The organism is Mycobacterium sp. 852014-52450_SCH5900713 (assembly GCF_001667075.1).
GTDB lineage: Bacteria > Actinomycetota > Actinomycetes > Mycobacteriales > Mycobacteriaceae > Mycobacterium.
On record NZ_LZIL01000061.1, the window covers coordinates 33040 to 51718 of the forward strand.

Sequence of the window (18679 nt, forward strand, 5' to 3'; positions counted from 1 at the left end):
CCGCCACGTACTGGCGTCGAATCGCGGTATTCGCGAAAGCCATTGCGGGATAGCGTAATTGGTGAATACCGGTTCGCTACGCCTCGAGGTTCTGCAGCCGCACCTGGCCGCGGGCGACCACCCGGTCGTCGGCGTCGGTGATGGTGACCAGCCACAACTGTTGGCGCCGGCCGCGGTGGATCGGCTCGGCGGCGCCGTACACCATCCCCGATCCGATGGAACGCAGAAAGTCCGTGTTGTTGTTGACTCCCACGACATTCCCGCCGCCGCGGGTGGCGAGCCAGGTGTAGGCCGCGACGCTGGCCATGCTTTCGATGATCGAGCAGTAGACACCGCCGTGCACGAGGCCCATCGGCTGCAGCAGTTTGGGGGTGACCTCGAGCTGGGCGCGGGCGCCGTCGGGGCTGAGTTCGGTGAATTGCAGCCCGATCTCCTGATCGAAGGGCGCGGTGAAATCCGGCGGCAAGGTCGTTTCCGGAGGCTGAGGCACGTTCTGTGTCTACACCATCGGTCGATGTCGGCGCTCGCGGCGGGACGGGCGCCCAAGAAACGGCTGAGCCCCGTGCCGCTGGGACACGGGGCTCGCCGATCGAGGCGACCGGGGGTCACTGCAGCCCTCAGGACTCGCCGCGGTCGTCGTTCGCTCGACTCGGTTAGCATAGGCAAGGCTGTCCTAATTTCGCAAGCACCAATTCGGCCGGCCGTGGGAAGCTTTGGGTACGACCGTCGGTAGTAACCCGGAGTAGGATGTTGCTCGACGCTCAGGAGAGAACGCACTATGGCGAAACTGACCCGGCTCGGGGATCTGGAACGCGCCGTGATGGACCACTTGTGGTCCGCGCCGGAACCGCAAACGGTCCGGCAGGTCCACGACGCGTTATCCGCGCGACGCGACCTTGCCTACACGACGATCATGACCGTCCTGCAACGGCTTGCCAAGAAGAATCTGGTCTCCCAGATCCGGGACGACCGCGCGCACCGATACGCACCCGTGCACGGCCGCGACGAGCTCGTCGCCGGCCTCATGGTCGACGCGCTGGCCCAGGCCGAGGATTCCGGCGGCCGGCAGGCCGCCCTGGTCCACTTCGTCGAGCGGGTGGGCGCCGATGAAGCGGACGCCCTGCGGCGAGCGCTCGCCGAACTGGAAGCCAATCAACGCAACAACTCGCCATCCGCTGGCGCGTTGACGGAGGACTGAGGGAGACTGACAGCGTGTCCGCGCTGGCCTTCACCATCCTCGCGGTGCTGCTGGTCGGTCCGGTGCCGGCCTTGTTGGCACGCGCGAGCTGGCCGCTGCGCGCTCCCCGCGCCGCGATGGTGTTGTGGCAGGCCATCGCGCTGGCCGCGGTCCTCTCCGCATTCAGCGCCGGCATCGCGATCGCCACTCGGCTGCTCATGCCCGGTCCCGACGGCCGGCCCACCACCAGCATCGTCGGCGATGCCGGCCGGCTCGGCTGGCCGCTGTGGGCGGCATACGTCGGCGTTTTTGCGCTGACCGTGCTGGTCGGCGCCCGATTGGTGGTCGCGGTGATGCGGGTGGCCATCGCCAACCGGCGACGGCGCGCCCACCACCGCATGGTGGTCGATCTGGTCGGCGTCGGCCACGACGCCGCGCTCCCCCAGCCCTGCGCCCACACGCGCGACCTTCGCGTCCTGGATGTTGCGCAGCCGCTGGCCTACTGCCTGCCCGGCGTGCGCAGCCGGGTGGTGGTCAGCGAGGGGGCGCTGAGCACGCTCGCCGATGCGGAAGTCGCGGCGATCCTCACCCACGAGCGGGCTCATCTGCGAGCCCGGCACGACCTGGTTCTCGAGGCATTCACCGCGGTGCACGCCGCGTTCCCGCGGCTGGTGCGCAGCGCGAACGCTCTCGGCGCGGTTCAACTGCTCGTCGAGCTACTCGCCGACGACGCCGCCGTGCGCGCGGCGGGGCGCGCTCCCCTGGCGCGGGCCCTGGTTGCCTGCGCGTCCGGGCGGGCGCCGTCGGGCGCGTTGGCCGCGGGCGGCCCCAGCACGGTGGTCCGCGTGCGCCGGCTGTGCGGCGATGGCAACAGCCTGGCGCTGTCGGCGGCCGCATACCTCGCGGCGGCGGCCGTGTTCGTGGTGCCCACCGTCGCATTGGCGGTCCCGTGGCTCACGGAATTGCGGCGCCTGTTCAACCTCTGAGGCGACGCCGGAGCCATCACCCCGGGCGGGCGCATGTCCGCTGTGCCACAGTGTGACGGAAAGCTTTTGGGCAAGGTTCTCCGACTGAGAGACGAGGCGAAGACATGGGTTCGTCGGATGCACAGACCGCGACCGCGCAAATCGGCGTCACAGGCCTGGCGGTAATGGGTTCGAACATCGCTCGCAATTTCGCGCGGCACGGTTACACGGTGGCGCTGCACAACCGGTCGGTCGCCAAGACCGACGCGCTGCTCAAAGAGCATGGTGACGAGGGCAAGTTCGTGCGGTCGGAGACCATTGCGGAGTTTCTGGACGCCTTGGAGAAGCCGCGGCGGGTGCTCATCATGGTCAAGGCCGGTGACCCCACCGACGCCGTCATCAACGAGCTCGCCGACGCCATGGAAGAAGGCGACATCATCATCGACGGCGGCAACGCCCTCTACACCGACACCATTCGCCGCGAGAAGGCGATGCGCGAACGGGGCCTGCACTTCGTCGGCGCCGGAATCTCGGGCGGGGAGGAAGGCGCGCTCAACGGCCCGTCGATCATGCCGGGCGGCCCCGCCGAGTCGTACACGTCGCTGGGCCCGCTGCTCGAGGAGATCTCCGCGCACGTCGACGGCGTCCCGTGCTGCACCCACATCGGCCCGGACGGCGCCGGTCACTTCGTCAAGATGGTGCACAACGGCATCGAGTACTCCGACATGCAGCTGATCGGCGAGGCCTACCAGCTGCTGCGCGACGGGCTCGGCAAGACCGCCGACGAGATCGCGGACGTGTTCGACGAGTGGAACAAAGGCGACCTGGATAGCTTCCTGGTCGAAATCACCGCGCAGGTGCTGCGGCAGAAGGACGCCAAGACCGGCAAGCCGCTCGTCGACGTCATCCTCGACGAGGCCGAGCAGAAGGGCACCGGCCGCTGGACGGTGAAGTCGGCTTTGGACCTCGGCGTGCCGGTGACCGGCATCGCCGAGGCGGTATTCGCCCGCGCGCTGTCGGGTTCGGTGACGCAGCGCAAGGCCACCACCGGGCTGGCCTCGGGCGAGCTGGGAGCCAAGCCGGAAGATGCGCAGCAGTTCGTCGAGGACGTCCGTCAGGCCCTGTACGCGTCCAAGATCATCGCTTATGCGCAGGGCTTCAACCAGATTCAGGCCGGCAGCGCCGAATACGACTGGGGCGTCACACCGGGCGACCTGGCCACCATCTGGCGCGGCGGCTGCATCATCCGGGCGAAGTTCCTCAACCGCATCAAAGACGCGTTCGACGAAGACCCCGACCTGCCCACGCTGATCGTCGCGCCCTACTTCCGCAGCGCGATCGAGGCCGCGATCGACGGCTGGCGCCGCGTCGTGGTGACCGCCACGCAGCTGGGCATCCCGATCCCGGGCTTCTCCTCGGCGCTGTCCTACTACGACGCCCTGCGCACCGAGCGGCTGCCCGCGGCGCTGACCCAGGGCTTGCGGGACTTCTTCGGCGCGCACACCTACGGCCGGATCGACGACGACCCGGACAAGCGGTTCCACACGCTCTGGAGCGGGGACCGCAGCGAAGTGCCCGCCTAGCGGGGTACTACTGGAGGACACGAGGGGGCACGGCGACGACGATGAGATTCCTGGACGGGCATGGGCCCGGCTACGACCTGACGTACAACGACGTCTTCGTCATGCCGGGCCGGTCAGAGGTCGAGTCGCGCTTCGACGTCGACCTGTCCACCAACGACGGCTCGGGCACCACCATCCCCGTGGTGGTGGCCAACATGACCGCGGTGGCCGGGCGCAGGATGGCCGAGACGGTCGCGCGCCGCGGCGGCCTGGTCATCCTGCCGCAGGATCTCCCGATCACCGCCGTGCAGCAGACGTTGGATTTCGTCAAGAGCCGTGACCTCGTTCTCGACACCCCGGTGGTCCTGGCGGCCGACGATTCGGTGTCGGATGCGACCGCGCTGATCCACAAGCGTGCGCACGGGGTCGCCGTCGTCGTCTTCGAGGGCCGCCCGATGGGCCTGGTCAGCGAATCGTGCTGCCTCGGCGTTGACCGGTTCACCAGGGTGCGTGACGTAGCGATCACCGACTTCGTCACCGCCCCGGTCGGCACCGAGCCGCGCAAGATCTTCGACCTGCTCGAGCACGCCCCGATCGGGGTTGCCGTGGTGACCAACGCGGACGGCACGCTGGCCGGCGTGCTGACCCGCACCGGGGCCGTCCGGACCGGCCTGTACGCCCCGGCGGTCGACGCGCGCGGGCGGCTGCGGATCGGCGCGGCCGTCGGCATCAACGGCGATGCGGGGGCCAGGGCGCGCTCCCTGGCCGAGGCGGGCGTCGACGTGCTCGTCATCGATACCGCGCACGGGCATCAGGTGAAGACACTCGATGCGATCCGCACGGTGTCCTCGCTCGAACTGGGCGTCCCGCTGGTGGCGGGCAACGTCGTCTCGGCGGAAGGCACCCGCGACCTGCTCGGCGCCGGGGCCGACATCGTCAAGGTCGGCGTCGGGCCGGGGGCGATGTGCACCACCCGGATGATGACCGCCGTGGGCCGCCCGCAATTCTCGGCTGTGGTCGAATGCGCTTCGGCGGCAAGGCAATTGGGAGGGCATGTGTGGGCCGACGGCGGCGTCCGCCATCCGCGGGACGTGGCGCTGGCGCTGGTGGCCGGGGCGTCCAACGTGATGATCGGATCGTGGTTCGCCGGCACCTACGAATCGCCCGGGGACCTGATGCGCGATCGCGAGGACCAGCCCTACAAGGAGAGTTACGGCATGGCGTCCAAGCGGGCGGTGGTCGCCCGCAGCGCCGCCGACACCGCGTTCGAGCGCGCGCGCAAAGCGCTTTTCGAAGAAGGCATTTCGACGTCGCGGATGGGATTGGACCCCGACCGCGGCGGCGTCGAGGACTTGATCGACCACATCACCTCGGGCGTGCGCAGCACGTGCACGTACGTCGGCGCCGCCAACCTCACGGAGCTGCATGAGCGCGCCGTCGTCGGGGTGCAGTCGACCGCGGGCTTCGCCGAAGGCCATCCGCTGCCACTGGGTTGGTGACCCGTTCGGCCCGGAATGGCGAGGGCTATGCGTCGGTGTTCGGACGTTCCAGCGCGTAAAGCGACATCCGCCGGTTTCTGGCGTCGTGCTCCCCGAGGAACGTGCATCCGGCGTTCTCGCACAACCGACGCGCCGCGGTGTTGCGGTGATCGGGGTCGAACATGATGCGCCGGCAACGAGGCTCCATGGAAAATGCGCTGGCCACGATGCGCGGCAACAGCATCGGGCCCAGCCCCCGGTTCACCAGGGCCGAGTCGGCGATGGCGGCGTGCAGCCCCAGGTCATAAGCCTCGGCCTCGTAATAATGCGAAATCAAATCCTTTGCACCCCAATACAACTCGAGATAGGCGCAATCCTTTCCGCGGATGCTTCCGAGCAGTGGCAGCGAATACGTCCCGTCGAGCTGTGCGCCCAGATGCCGCTCCCACCGCGGCGTCGGCCAGTCGTATTCCCAGGCCGCCGCCAGGTGCGGGCGGTTCATCCACTCCGACACCATGCCGGCATCCCCGCGTCGAGCGACCCGCAGCGCGAACGGCGGCTCCAGGGCGGGGACCGGCGGCGGGCCTATGCGCGCGATCTCGTCGGCGATGTCGAAGCGCTCGCGCGGAAGTGCTTGCGCGGATGGGGTTTCGGGAGGGGCTTCGGGCGCCATAGTGCGCACAGCCTACCGAGTAAGGTTAGGCAACCCATAGTCGGGTGGCGGGTGGCGGGGTGGCGCCGACGAAACCGGTGGTCGGCCGCGCGCGGGACGGACCGGGCTACCATAAGTCAGCAAAGACGGAGGCGACCGCGTCCGCACCGGATTCAGGCAGCGAAGGGATCGACGTGCCGCAGGCACCCGTGCAGGCCATGGGATTTCGGGTGCGGCAGCCGTCGGACGAGCCGCCCGATGCGGAGCCTCCCCCGTCGGGTCTCAGCAGGCAATCGGCCAACGGGCGGCTTGACCCATGAACGTCACCGTCACCGTGCTCAGCGTCGTGGCCATCGCGGTGCTCATCTTCGGCAACGCGATCTTCGTCGCCGCCGAGTTCTCGCTCACCACGCTGGACCGCAGCGCCGTGGAGGCGAACGCCCGCGGCGGCGGACGCCGTGACCGGGCGATCCGACGCGCCCACCACAAGTTGTCGTTCCAGCTATCCGGCGCTCAATTGGGCATCTCCGCCACCACATTGGCGGCCGGCTATCTGACCGATCCCATGCTGGCCGACCTGCCGCATCCGTGGTTTGACGCGATCGGGATATCCGACCGGGTGGCCGACGCGATCATGGCGTTCCTGGCGTTGGTCATCGTCACCTCGGTATCGATGGTGTTCGGCGAGCTGGTCCCGAAGTACCTGGCGGTCGCCCGACCGCTGTCCACCGCGCGGGCCGTCGTGGGCGTCCAGCTGCTGTTCTCTTTGTTTTTCACCCCGGCGATCCGGCTGACGAACGGCGCGGCGAACTGGATCGTGCGCCAGCTGGGTATCGAGCCGGCCGAGGAGCTGCGCTCGGCGCGGTCGCCGCAGGAGCTGCTGTCGCTGGTGCGTTCTTCGGCGCGCAGCGGCTCACTGGATGCGGCCACCGCATCGCTGGTGCGGCGCTCCCTGCAATTCGGCGCCCGGACCGCCGAAGAATTGATGACGCCCAGGTCGAAGATCGTGGCGCTGCAGACCGACGACACGGTCGCCGACCTGGTGGCCGCGGCGGCGGAGTCGGGGTACTCGCGCTTCCCGATCGTCGATGGCGACCTCGACGAAACCGTCGGCATCGTGCACGTCAAACAGGTGCTGGCCATCCCGGCGGCCGAGCGGGCGGGCACGTCGCTGATCACGGTGGCGCAGCCCGTTCCCGTGGTGCCGTCGACGCTGGACGGCGACGCCGTCATGGGCGAGATCCGCGCCAACAGCCTGCAGACCGCGATGGTGGTCGACGAATACGGCGGCACGGCGGGCATGGTGACGGTCGAGGACCTGATCGAAGAGATCGTCGGCGATGTCCGCGACGAACACGACGACGCCACCCCGGATGTGGTGGCGGCCGGAACCGGTTGGCGCGTCTCGGGGTTGCTGCGCATCGACGAGGTCGCCGCCGCGACCGGCTTCCGCGCGCCCGAGGGACCCTACGAGACCATTGGCGGACTGGCGTTGCGTGAATTCGGCCACATCCCGGTGGCCGGTGAAACGGTCAAGTTGCCGGCCCTGGACGCCGACGGGTTGCTGGACACGTCGCTGAGCTGGCAAGCGACCGTCATCCGGATGGAGGGGCGCCGCATCGACCTGCTCGAGTTGATCGAGCTGCGCGGCGACAGCCCGGCGGCCGGGGGCTCCCGATGAACAACACCATGGGCGTGTTCCTGGCGATGCTGCTGATCGGCGTCAACGCCTTCTTCGTCGGGGCGGAATTCTCGTTGATCTCGGCCCGGCGCGACCGCCTCGAAGCGCTCGCCGAACAGGGCAAGGCCCGCGCGGTCACGGTGATGCGCGCCGGAGAGCAGCTGCCGGCCATGCTGGCGGGGGCGCAGCTCGGAGTCACCGCCGCCTCGCTGCTGCTCGGGCGGATCGGCGAGTCGGCGGTCGCCGACCTGCTGCGCACGGCACTGGGCCTGACCACCATTCACCCGACGCTGCTGCACACGCTGTCGTTCGCGATCGCGTTGGCGATCGTGGTGACGCTGCATGTGCTGCTGGGCGAGATGGTGCCCAAGAACATCGCGCTGGCCGGTCCCGAGCGCACGGCGATGCTGCTGGTGCCGCCCTACCTGGCCTATGTGCGAGCCGCGCGGCCGTTCATCGTGTTCTACAACAAATGCGCCAGCGTGGTGGTGCGAGCACTGGGCGTGGAACCCAAGGAAGAGCTCGAAATCAGCGTCTCCCCCGTCGAATTGAGCGAGATGATCGCCGAATCGCGATCCGAAGGGCTGCTGGACCGCGAGGAGCACACCAGGCTGACCCGGGCGCTGCAAATCGGCACCCGCGTCGTTGGCGACGTGGCGGTCCCGCTCGCCGATGTCCACGCGGTGCGGGTGGCCGCGGCGGGCACCGGCCCGACGGTCGGCGCCGTCGAAGAGGCCCTGGCCCAGACCGGCTACTCACGGTTCCCGGTGGCCAACGTCAACGGCGACTTCATCGGCTACCTGCACATCAAGGACATGCTCACGCTCGGTGACGACCCACGGACGGTGATCGACCTGGCGATGGTGCGGCCGCTGCCGCGGCTGCCCAAGTCACTGCCGCTGGCCGACGCTTTGTCGCGGATGCGCCGCAGCAACAGCCATCTCGCGCTGGTGACCGGCGCTAGCGGCGACGTGGTCGCGATGGTGGCCATGGAAGACCTGGTTGAAGACCTCGTCGGCACGATGCGCGACGCATAGGGGTACAGGTCGCGAAGCGGGACCTCAGCGAGCCCGTATGATTTTCAACGGCTACCAGTCAAGAAAGTGCTGGACGGCGCAGGATCCCAGGCGCACAGGTGCGTTGCTGGAATTCGATCCCCGGGCTCGCCGCAGCGGCATGGTTAGAGCTGTCAGCGCGGCTTGACCTGGTGTGGCAGGTTTGGGCGGATACGCTCACCAGGCTGCTGCTCGGTACGCTGAAGACATTGCCACTCCGAGCCAATGGCGGCTTGGTGAGGCTTCATTATGGAGGAGAAACATGACTGATCGCGTGTCGGCGGGGAACCTGCGCGTCGCCCGAGTGCTCTACGACTTCGTGAACAACGAGGCCCTGCCCGGCACCGACATCGACCCGGACAGCTTCTGGGCCGGAGTCGACAAAGTCGTCACCGACCTCACGCCGAAGAACCGGGATCTGTTGAACCGCCGCGATGAGCTGCAGGCCCAGATCGACAAGTGGCACCGCCAACGCGTGATCGAGCCGTTCGACGTCGAGGCGTACCGCCAGTTCATTACCGAAATCGGTTACCTGCTGCCCGAACCCGAGGATTTCACGATCACGACGTCCGGCGTCGATGACGAGATCACCACGACCGCGGGACCGCAGCTGGTGGTGCCGGTGCTCAACGCCCGGTTCGCGCTCAACGCCGCGAACGCGCGCTGGGGCTCGCTCTACGACGCCCTGTACGGCACCGACGTCATCCCCGAGAGCGACGGTGCCGAAAAGGGCACCAGCTACAACAAGATTCGCGGCGACAAGGTCATCGCCTATGCGCGCAACTTCCTCGACCAGGCGGTCCCGCTGGAATCCGGGTCCTGGGCCGACGCGACGGGACTGGCCGTCGAGGACGGCCAGCTGAAGGTCGCGACCGCCGACGGATCCGTTGGCCTGGCCAGCCCGGAGAAGTTCGCCGGCTACACCGGCGAGCTCGGCTCCCCCGACTGGTCGGTGCTCCTGGTGAACCACGGTCTGCACATCGAGATCCTCGTCGACCCCGAGTCGTCGATCGGCAAGACCGACCGCGCCGGCATCAAGGACGTGATCCTGGAATCGGCCGTCACCACGATCATGGACTTCGAGGACTCGGTCGCCGCCGTCGATGCCGACGACAAGGTGCTGGGTTACCGCAACTGGCTGGGGCTGAACAAGGGCGATCTGTCCGAGGAGGTCGCCAAGGGCGGCGAGACCTTCACCCGGGTGCTGAACCAGGACCGCACCTACACCACGCCCGACGGCGAGGGCGAGCTGACGCTGCCGGGCCGCAGCCTGTTGTTCGTCCGCAACGTCGGCCACCTGATGACCAACGACGCCATCGTCGACGCCGACGGTAACGAGGTGTTCGAGGGCATCATGGACGCGCTGTTCACCGGCCTGACGGCGATCCACGGGCTCAAGACCGGGGATGCGAACGGCCCGCTGGCCAACAGCCGCACCGGTTCCATCTACATCGTCAAGCCGAAGATGCACGGGCCCGACGAGGTCGCATTCACCTGCGAGCTGTTCAGCCGCGTCGAGGACGTCCTGGGCCTGCCGCAGGCCACCCTCAAGGTCGGCATCATGGACGAGGAGCGGCGGACCACCGTCAACCTCAAGGCGTGCATCAAGGCCGCGGCCGACCGGGTGGTGTTCATCAACACCGGCTTCCTGGACCGCACCGGCGACGAGATCCACACGTCGATGGAGGCCGGTCCGATGATCCGCAAGGGTGCGATGAAGAACACCACCTGGATCAAGGCCTACGAGGACGCCAACGTCGACATCGGCCTGGCGGCCGGCTTCAAGGGCAAGGCGCAGATCGGCAAGGGCATGTGGGCGATGACCGAGCTGATGGCCGACATGGTCGAGCAGAAGATCGGCCAACCCAAGGCGGGCGCCACCACCGCGTGGGTGCCCTCGCCGACGGCCGCCACCCTGCACGCGATGCACTACCACTACGTCGATGTGGGCGCCGTGCAGGAGGAGCTGGCGGGCCAGAAGCGCACCAACATCGACGAGTTGTTGACCGTCCCGCTGGCCAAGGAACTGGCTTGGGCCCCCGAGGAGATCCGCGAGGAGGTCGACAACAACTGCCAGTCCATCCTCGGCTACGTGGTGCGCTGGGTCGCCCAGGGGGTCGGCTGCTCGAAGGTGCCCGACATTCACGACGTGGCGCTCATGGAAGACCGTGCCACGCTGCGGATTTCGAGTCAGCTGCTGGCCAACTGGCTACGCCACGGGGTGATCACCGAGGAGGACGTGCGGGCCAGCCTGGAGCGGATGGCGCCGCTGGTGGACGCGCAGAACGCCAAGGACGCGGCCTACCTGCCGATGGCGCCCAACTTCGATGACAGCATTGCGTTCCTGGCCGCCCAGGACTTGATCCTGACCGGGACGCAGCAGCCCAACGGCTACACCGAGCCGATCCTGCATCGCCGCCGGCGCGAAGTTAAGGCCCGCGCGACGCAATCAAATTGAGCTCGTGCCTTAATCGGGCTCGCGGAGCATCGGTGCCGCTGACGACTAAGATCAGCGGCGGGTTCACAACAAGTCGGATGGATCGACGGAAAGGCGACGGACACCGCTATGGGTAGGCACAGTTTGCCCGACCCTGGGGACTCCGTCGACGAGCCATACGAAAGTGGCGACACCGACGACCGTCGCCGGGACGCCGTCGGCGAGGACTACGCCGACGAGGGTGACTATCCGGTCGAGGACGACTTCGACGCCGAGGATGACCCCTACGCCGCCGAGGACGCGTTCGAGGCCGGCACCGCCGACGATTACCCGGAGTTCCCGGCGCGGCAGCCCGGGCCGCCGAGCGCGGAGCCGCCCGCCTCGTCGCCGTCACTGTTCGGCCGCGGCCACCGCGGCCTCGGCGATTGGCGGGGCGGCCATCGCAGCGAGGGCGGCCGCCGCGGAGTCAGCATCGGCGTGATCGTGGCCCTGGTCGCCGTCGTCGTGGTGGTGGGCAGTGTGATCCTGTGGAGCTTCTTCGGTGATGCGTTATCCAACCGCTCGCACCAGGCCGCCGGGCGTTGCGTGGGCGGTAAGGAGACGGTCGCCGTCGTCGCCGACCCGTCGATCGCCGACTCGGTGCAGCAGTTCGCGGAGACCTACAACTCCTCGGCCGGCCCCATCGGCGACCACTGCGTGGAGGTCAGCGTCAAACCGGCCGGCTCCGACGCGGTACTGAACGGCTTCATCGGCAAGTGGCCCGCCGAGCTGGGCGGGCAGCCGGCGTTGTGGATTCCGGGCAGCTCGGTCTCCGCCGCGCGGCTGGCCGGGGCCACGGCGCAGAAGACGATCACCGACAGCCGCTCGCTGGTGACGTCGCCCGTGGTGCTCGCCGTCCGCCCGGAACTCCAGCGGGCGCTCGGCAACCAGAATTGGGGGGCGCTCCCGGGGCTGCAGACCAACCCGAACGGCTTGGCCGGCGTGAACCTGCCGGCCTGGGGGGCGCTGCGGCTGGCCCTGCCGATGACTGGCAATGGTGACGCGGCGTTCCTGGCCGGGGAAGCGGTGGCGGCCGCATCGGCACCTCCCGGCGCCCCGGCAACCCAGGGCACCGGCGCGGTGCGCGCCTTGCTGAGCGCGCAACCGAAGCTGGCGAACAACTCGCTGACCGAGGCGATGGACGCGCTGTTCGGACCCCCTGACGCGGCAACCGCCCCGGTGCATGCGGTGATCACGACCGAGCAGCAGCTGTTCCAGCGCGGCCAATCGTTGCCCGACGCGAAGGGCATGTTGGCCTCCTGGCTACCGTCCGGGCCGGCGCCGGTCGCCGACTACCCCACGGTGCTGCTCAGCGGCTCGTGGCTGACGCGGGACCAGACCTCGGCGGCCAGCGAGTTCGCCCGCTTCATGCACAAGCCCGACCAACTCGCCAAGCTGGCAAAGGCCGGCTTCCGGGTCAACGGCGTCAAGCCGCCGAGCAGCCCGGTCACCACATTCCCGGCGCTACCGGCGACGGTGTCGGTGGGTGACGACGCGATGCGCGCGACGCTGGCCGAGGCGATGGCCAGCCCGTCGAGCGGGCTGGCCGCGACCATCATGCTCGACCAGTCGATGCCCGGCCAGGAGGGCGGGAAGTCGCGCCTGGCGAACGTCATCGCCGCACTGCAGGACAAGATCAGGGCGCTGCCACCCACCTCGGTGGTGGGGCTGTGGACGTTCGACGGCCACGAGGGACGTTCGGAGGTGGCCGGCGGGCCCCTGGGCGACCCCGTGAACGGCCAGCCGCGTTCGGCGGCGCTGACCGCAGCGTTGGACAAGCAGTACTCGTCGCCGGGCGGCGCCGTGTCGTTCACCACGCTGCGCATGATCTACCAAGAGCTGCAGGCCAATTACCACCCGGGCCAGACCAACTCGATATTGGTCATCACGGCGGGTCCCCACACCGACCAGAGCCTGGACGGCCCCGGGTTGCAGGATTTCATCCGCAAGAGTGCGGACCCGGCCAAGCCCATCGCGGTGAACGTCATCGACTTCGGCGGCGACCCGGACCGCGCGACGTGGGAAGCGGTCGCCCAGCTCAGCGGTGGTGGCTACCAGAACCTCGCCACATCGGCGTCCCCGGACCTCGCCGCGGCCATGAACGCCTTCTTGAGCTGAGCGGGCCTGCGAGCGGGTGCCTGTCACACTCCGGGCCTAGCATCATGAGCGCTACCGAAGGAGCGCCATGAGCATCGACTTCAGCCCGGACCCCCAGCTCTACCCGTTCGAGTCGCGCTGGTTCGACAGCTCGCAGGGGCGCATGCACTACATCGACGAGGGCCCCGCCGGTTTCGAAGGGCCGCCGATCCTGCTGTGCCACGGCAACCCGACCTGGAGCTTCCTCTATCGCAACATCGTCATCGCGCTGCGCGACAGATTCCGCTGCATCGCACCGGATTACCTCGGGTTCGGGCTCTCGGACCGGCCCGCGGCGTTCGGATACACCATCGAGGAGCACGCCCGGGTGGTCGGCGAGTTGGTCGACCACCTCGGCCTCGAGAGCTTCCTGACGATGGGCCAGGACTGGGGTGGGCCCATCAGCATGGCGGTCGCGGTGGAGCGCGCCGAGCGGGTGCGCGGCGTCATCCTGGGCAACACCTGGTTCTGGCCGACCGACGAATTCACGACGAAGATGTTCAGCCGGGTGATGTCGAGTCCGCCGCTGCAATACGCGATCCTGCACCGCAATTTCTTCGTCGAGCGTCTGATCCCCGCCGGAACCGAGCACCGGCCGAGTGATGCGGTGATGCAGCACTACCGGGCGGTGCAACCCGGCCCCGAGGCCCGCAAAGGCGTCGCCGAGATGCCCAAGCAGATCCTGGCCGCCGGACCCCTGCTGGCGCGGCTCGCCCGGGAAGTGCCGGCCAAGCTGGGCGCCAAACCCGCCCTGTTCGTTTGGGGCATGAAGGATTTCGCGTTCCGGCCCGGCCCCACCCTGCCGCGCATGCGCGCGACCTTTCCCGACCACGTCGTCGTCGAACTGCCCAATGCCAAGCACTTCATCCAGGAGGATGCACCGGATCAGATCGCCGCGGCGATCATCGACCGCTTCGGCTGACCAACCCTGCGCGACTTAGGCGAACGCCTCCACCGGCGGGCACGAGCAAACGAGGTGGCGGTCGCCGTAGGCGCCGTCGATGCGCCGTACCGGCGGCCACACCTTCGGCCGGAAGTTCTTCCCGAGCGGATAGGCGGCCTCTTCCCGCGTGTACGGGTGCTGCCAGTCGGCGATCAACAGGCATTCGGCGGTGTGCGGCGCGCCGCGCAGCGGATTGTCGTCAACGGGCCACTCCCCCGCACCCACCCGGTCGATCTCCCCGCGGATGGCGATCATGGCTTCGCAGAAGGCGTCGACCTCGGTCAGGCTCTCGCTCTCGGTGGGCTCCACCATGAGCGTGCCGGCCACCGGGAAGCTCATCGTCGGCGCGTGAAAGCCGTAGTCGGCCAAGCGCTTTGCGACATCGTCGACGGTGACCCCGGTCGACTTGGTGATCGGGCGCAGATCCAGGATGCACTCGTGGGCGACCATGCCGTTCTCGCCGGTGTAGAGCACCGGGAAGTACTCGTCGAGCCGGCGGGCGATGTAGTTGGCCGACGCGATCGCGGTCAGCGACGCCGCCCGCAGGCCGTCGGCGCCCATCATCCTGATGTAGGCCCAGCTGATCGGCAGGATCGAGGCGGACCCGTAAGGCGCCGACGACACCGGATGACCTTCGGGCAACTCGGGCGCATGCGGGTGCCCGGGCAGGAACGGGGCCAGGTGCGCGCGCACCGCCACGGGACCGACCCCCGGTCCCCCGCCCCCGTGCGGGATGCAGAACGTCTTGTGCAGGTTCAAGTGGCTGACGTCGCCGCCGAACTTCCCCGGCCGAGCCAGGCCGACGAGCGCGTTGAGGTTGGCGCCATCGACATACACCTGGCCGCCGGCGTCGTGGACGGCCGCGCAGATCTCGGCGATGTCGTGTTCGTAGACACCGTGGGTGGACGGATAGGTGATCATCAGCGTCGACAACGCGTCGCCGTGCCCGGCGACCTTGGCGCGCAGGTCGTCGAGATCGACGTCCCCGTTGTCGTGGCAGGCCACCACCACCACCCGCATGCCGGCCAACGCCGCCGACGCCGCGTTGGTGCCGTGCGCGCTGGACGGGATCAGGCAGATGTTGCGGTGGGGTTCGCCCCGGCTGGCGTGGTAGTCGTGGATGGCCAGCAGCCCGGCGTACTCGCCCTGCGAACCGGCGTTGGGCTGCAGCGAGACGGCGTCGTAACCGGTGATCTGCACCAGCCAGCTCTCCAGGTCGCTGATCAGCCGGCGCAGGCCAGGGGTGTCCGACGGCGGGGCGAACGGATGCTGACGCGCGAATTCCGGCCAGGTGATCGGTTCCATCTCCGCGGCGGCGTTGAGCTTCATCGTGCACGAGCCGAGCGGAATCATGCTGCGGTCCAAGGCGATATCTTTATCCGCCAGCGTGCGCAGGTAGCGCATCATCGCGGTTTCGGTGCGGTACTGCGTGAACGCCGGATGGGTGAGGAACTCCGAGGTGCGGGTCGCGATGTCGACGGCGACGGGCTCGGCCGCCGACCCGGCGAAGGCTTGCAGAACCGCCGCCACGTGCGCGTCCGTGGTGGCCTCGTCGCAGGCGACCGACACGTGGTCGTCGTCGACGCGCCACACGTTGACGCCGTTCGCCTTGGCCGCGGCCACCACCTCGTCGGCGCGCCCCGGCACCCGCGCCAGCACGGTGTCGAAGAACGCGTCGTGCACCAAGGCTGTGTTGGCCGCCGAGCCCAGGGCGGCGGCAATGGCCTCGGCGTGGGCGTGCACGCGGCGGGCGATCTGCACCAGACCGTCGGCCCCGTGGTAGCTGGCGTACATCGCGGCCATCACCGCCAGCAGCACCTGCGCCGTGCAGATGTTGCTGGTCGCCTTGTCCCGGCGGATGTGCTGCTCGCGCGTCTGCAGCGCCAGCCGGTAGGCCGGCGACCCGTCGGCGTCCAGCGACACACCGACCAGCCGGCCCGGCAGCTGGCGGGCGTGCTTGGAATGCACCGACAGGTATCCGGCGTGCGGGCCGCCGAATCCCATTGGCACACCGAATCGTTGGGTCGTTCCGAACGCAACGTCGGCACCGATGTCGCCGGGTGGGGTGATCAGCGTGCACGCCAGCAGGTCGGCCCCGACGGCAACCAGCGCGCCACGTTCGTGGGCCTGCTCCACCAGGGCCGCCCAGTCGGTGACGCGGCCGCTGGCGCCGGGCAGCTGGGTGATGACGCCGAAGAAGTCGCCCTCGGGCAGACCCTCGCGTAGATCGGCGGTGACGATCTCGATGCCCAACGGCTGGGCGCGCGTCACCAACACGGCCGCGGTCTGAGCGAACAGGTCGGCGTCGACGACCAGCCGGTTCGACGTGCCGCGGGTCGCGCGGTGCATCAGCGTCATGGCCTCGCCGGCCGCGGTGCCCTCATCGAGCATCGAGGCGTTGGCGACTTCCAGTCCGGTCAGGTCGGCAACCATCGTCTGGAAATTCAGCAGCGCTTCCAGCCTGCCCTGGCTGATCTCGGGCTGATACGGCGTGTAGGCGGTGTACCAGGCCGGGTTCTCCAGCACGTTGCGCAGCAGCACCGGCGGGGTGAGCGTGTCGTAATAGCCCTGCCCGATCATGGACACGGCCACGGTGTTGGCCTCGGCGAGCGCCCGCAGCTCGGCCAGGGCCTCGGCCTCGGTGACGGCCGGCGGCAATTCATCCAGCCCCGGTGCCGCACCGCTGCCGGTGAGCTTGTCGAGGATGCCCGCCGGGACGGCCTTGGCGGCCAGCTCGTCGAGCGAGTCGACTCCGATGACGGCCAGCATGGCCGCGACGGCCTGGGCGTCCGGACCGATGTGGCGGGCGGCGAAGGTTGTTTGCTCGGGCACTGGCGAAACTCCTGGTGGCAGAGACGAAGCGTGCAAGGGAGAGGACTAGCGGTCCTCTCCCTCTGTCTTCACCCGTGCGCCGGGCGCCTGAGAGATTCGGCGCCCGCTGATGTCTGAGCGCCTTTCCCCATCGGCGGGTGCCGACCGCTAGGGTCGGCACCGCTTTCCAGAGGCATCGTTAACTCGGGCGGTCCGGGTGCCTGAGAGGTTAGCGGAGAGGTGTTGCTCCTTCGGCGTCCGTGGCTGGCCGTCACGGAACTCTCCCGCACGAGTGCGATGCGGAGCCCAGTTTACCCGGTCGAGCGAGTGCGCTTAACCGATCTTGCGGTCACGGGTCTTGCGCCGGGACGCCAGCTCGTCTTCCGGGGCGGCGATCGATTCGCCGCCGTCGGCGCGCTCACCGGGGAAGTCGGCGATCACGCCGGTCAGCTCGCGCATTGCGCCCGACACGGCGATACCGAACACGCCCTGCCCGCCCTGCAGTAGGTCGACCACCTCTTCGGCGGAGGTGCATTCGTAAACCGTGGTGCCGTCGGAGAACAAGGTGATGTTGGCCAGATCCTGCACGCCGCGCTGGCGCAGGTGATCGACGGCAACCCGGATGTTGTGCAGCGAGATCCCGGTGTCGAGCAGCCGCTTGACGATCTTGAGAACCAGGATGTCCTTGAACGAGTAGAGCCGCTGGCTGCCCGAGCCCGCCGCGCTGCGGATCGACGGCACCACCAACGACGTGCGCGCCCAGTAGTCCAGCTGGCGGTAGGTGATTCCGGCGATCTGGCAGGCGCTGGGACCGCGGTACCCGACCAGCTCGTCCGGTACGGAGTCGTCGGGAAATAGTCCGGGCTGCACGGGCACTTCCGGTGCGGCGGTCGGATGGTCAGCTAGGTCCAGCTGTTCTTGGCGTGGCTGCTCGCTCACGGTGCTTCCTCTCGCCGATCGCGCTTTCGTTTCCAGCTGCGTCACTGGCTGCGTCGCAGCCACGTTTGCTCAGGCCCGAGTGCTAGAGAGCTTACGCTGTTCGATAGCTACCGCGCCCTTAAGTCGTGATCAAAGTATGGCTGCCGTCGGGCCAAGTGAGGGCGCTATCCGCCAGGCGTGTCGACATCCCGAGATCCACCCGTGATGTCGGTGTCCAGGGTAGTACCCGACTGCCGCGCCGCGCCAAGCCGCTCGGACGCTCCCGAAACCCGGCTAAGTGGCCTTGAAGTCGTCCGGAGACACGCTGTCGAGAAACTCCTTGAACTTCTCCACCTCGTCCTCGCGGACGGCGGTGCCCCCCTCTTCGTCGGTCTCGTCGGGGATGAGCAGGCCGGCCTGGGCCAGCACGGCCTCCTCGACGTAGATCGGAACACCGACGCGCAGCGCTATTGCCACCGAATCCGACGGCCGAGCCGACACGGTGATGTTGCGGTCGAAGACCAGATCGGCGTAGAAGGTGCCCTCTTGCAGATCGACGATCCGCACCTCTTTCAGCGAATGACCAAGCGCGGCAATGACATCCCTGATCAGATCGTGTGTCAGGGGGCGGGGCGGCTCGACGCCTTGCTGCTCGAGCGCGATGGCGGCAGCCTCCGATTGACCGATCCAGATCGGCAGGTATCGGTCGCCGTCGGTCTCGCGCAGTAACAGGACCGGCTGGTTCTGCGGCTGCTCAACGCGAATGCCGACAACACGAACTTCACCCATTTGTGTCTGCCCTCCGCATATGCTGCCGTGTCGGTT

General features: G+C 68.5%; 14 protein-coding genes and 1 riboswitch. Of the genes, 9 read left to right on the forward strand and 5 right to left on the reverse strand.

Annotated features, from left to right (window positions below; translation table 11 throughout):
• Positions 1-76: 76 nt before the first annotated feature.
• Positions 77-490 carry a PaaI family thioesterase gene (locus tag A5773_RS18565; RefSeq protein WP_066954173.1) on the reverse strand — a complete coding sequence of 138 codons (414 nt, stop codon included), beginning with the start codon at positions 488-490 and terminating at the stop codon, positions 77-79.
• Between the two features lie 288 nt (positions 491-778).
• On the opposite strand from A5773_RS18565, the gene A5773_RS18570 reads away from it, so the two are divergent.
• From A5773_RS18570 to A5773_RS18585, 4 genes are all read left to right on the forward strand, one after another.
• Positions 779-1198, forward strand: coding sequence for a BlaI/MecI/CopY family transcriptional regulator (locus A5773_RS18570; protein ID WP_066954170.1), 420 nt, complete (start codon positions 779-781; stop codon positions 1196-1198).
• A 14-nt stretch (positions 1199-1212) separates the two neighbouring features.
• Positions 1213-2163, forward strand: coding sequence for a M56 family metallopeptidase (locus A5773_RS18575; protein ID WP_066954168.1), 951 nt, complete (start codon positions 1213-1215; stop codon positions 2161-2163).
• A gap of 104 nt (positions 2164-2267) precedes the next feature.
• The gene (gndA, locus tag A5773_RS18580; RefSeq protein WP_067792053.1) at positions 2268-3725 is read left to right on the forward strand and encodes an NADP-dependent phosphogluconate dehydrogenase; all 1458 of its coding nucleotides are present in this window, start codon (positions 2268-2270) and stop codon (positions 3723-3725) included.
• Between the two features lie 41 nt (positions 3726-3766).
• Positions 3767-5203 carry a GuaB1 family IMP dehydrogenase-related protein gene (locus tag A5773_RS18585; protein WP_067792056.1) on the forward strand — a complete coding sequence of 479 codons (1437 nt, stop codon included), beginning with the start codon at positions 3767-3769 and terminating at the stop codon, positions 5201-5203.
• A 25-nt stretch (positions 5204-5228) separates the two neighbouring features.
• Here A5773_RS18585 and A5773_RS18590 read toward each other — a convergent pair whose 3' ends face one another.
• On the reverse strand, positions 5229-5855 hold the full coding sequence (locus A5773_RS18590; RefSeq protein ID WP_067792060.1) for a GNAT family N-acetyltransferase: 627 nt from the start codon (positions 5853-5855) through the stop codon (positions 5229-5231).
• 295 nt (positions 5856-6150) lie between these two features.
• On the opposite strand from A5773_RS18590, the gene A5773_RS18595 reads away from it, so the two are divergent.
• From A5773_RS18595 to A5773_RS18615, 5 genes are all read left to right on the forward strand, one after another.
• Positions 6151-7515, forward strand: a complete 1365-nt coding sequence (locus tag A5773_RS18595; RefSeq protein WP_067792063.1) for a hemolysin family protein — start codon at positions 6151-6153, stop codon at positions 7513-7515.
• The gene (locus tag A5773_RS18600) at positions 7512-8552 is read left to right on the forward strand and encodes a hemolysin family protein (RefSeq protein WP_066954153.1); all 1041 of its coding nucleotides are present in this window, start codon (positions 7512-7514) and stop codon (positions 8550-8552) included. Before A5773_RS18595 ends, A5773_RS18600 begins: the two co-directional genes overlap by 4 nt.
• A gap of 280 nt (positions 8553-8832) precedes the next feature.
• Positions 8833-11028, forward strand: a complete 2196-nt coding sequence (locus A5773_RS18605; RefSeq protein WP_066954150.1) for a malate synthase G — start codon at positions 8833-8835, stop codon at positions 11026-11028.
• A gap of 108 nt (positions 11029-11136) precedes the next feature.
• Entirely contained in the window at positions 11137-13164 is a 2028-nt protein-coding gene (locus tag A5773_RS18610) for a substrate-binding domain-containing protein (protein ID WP_066954147.1), read from the forward strand.
• A gap of 67 nt (positions 13165-13231) precedes the next feature.
• Complete coding sequence (locus A5773_RS18615) at positions 13232-14104, forward strand: haloalkane dehalogenase (RefSeq protein WP_066954144.1); 873 nt, start codon at positions 13232-13234, stop codon at positions 14102-14104.
• A gap of 15 nt (positions 14105-14119) precedes the next feature.
• Here A5773_RS18615 and gcvP read toward each other — a convergent pair whose 3' ends face one another.
• From gcvP to A5773_RS18630, 3 genes are all read right to left on the reverse strand, one after another.
• On the reverse strand, positions 14120-16957 hold the full coding sequence (gene gcvP / locus A5773_RS18620; protein ID WP_067792066.1) for an aminomethyl-transferring glycine dehydrogenase: 2838 nt from the start codon (positions 16955-16957) through the stop codon (positions 14120-14122).
• Positions 16958-17135: 178 nt separating this feature from the next.
• Positions 17136-17233: riboswitch (glycine riboswitch) on the reverse strand.
• 36 nt (positions 17234-17269) lie between these two features.
• Positions 17270-17875, reverse strand: a complete 606-nt coding sequence (locus A5773_RS18625; protein WP_066954138.1) for a MerR family transcriptional regulator — start codon at positions 17873-17875, stop codon at positions 17270-17272.
• A gap of 273 nt (positions 17876-18148) precedes the next feature.
• The gene (locus A5773_RS18630; protein ID WP_046184273.1) at positions 18149-18643 is read right to left on the reverse strand and encodes a bifunctional nuclease family protein; all 495 of its coding nucleotides are present in this window, start codon (positions 18641-18643) and stop codon (positions 18149-18151) included.
• Positions 18644-18679 lie beyond the last annotated feature (36 nt).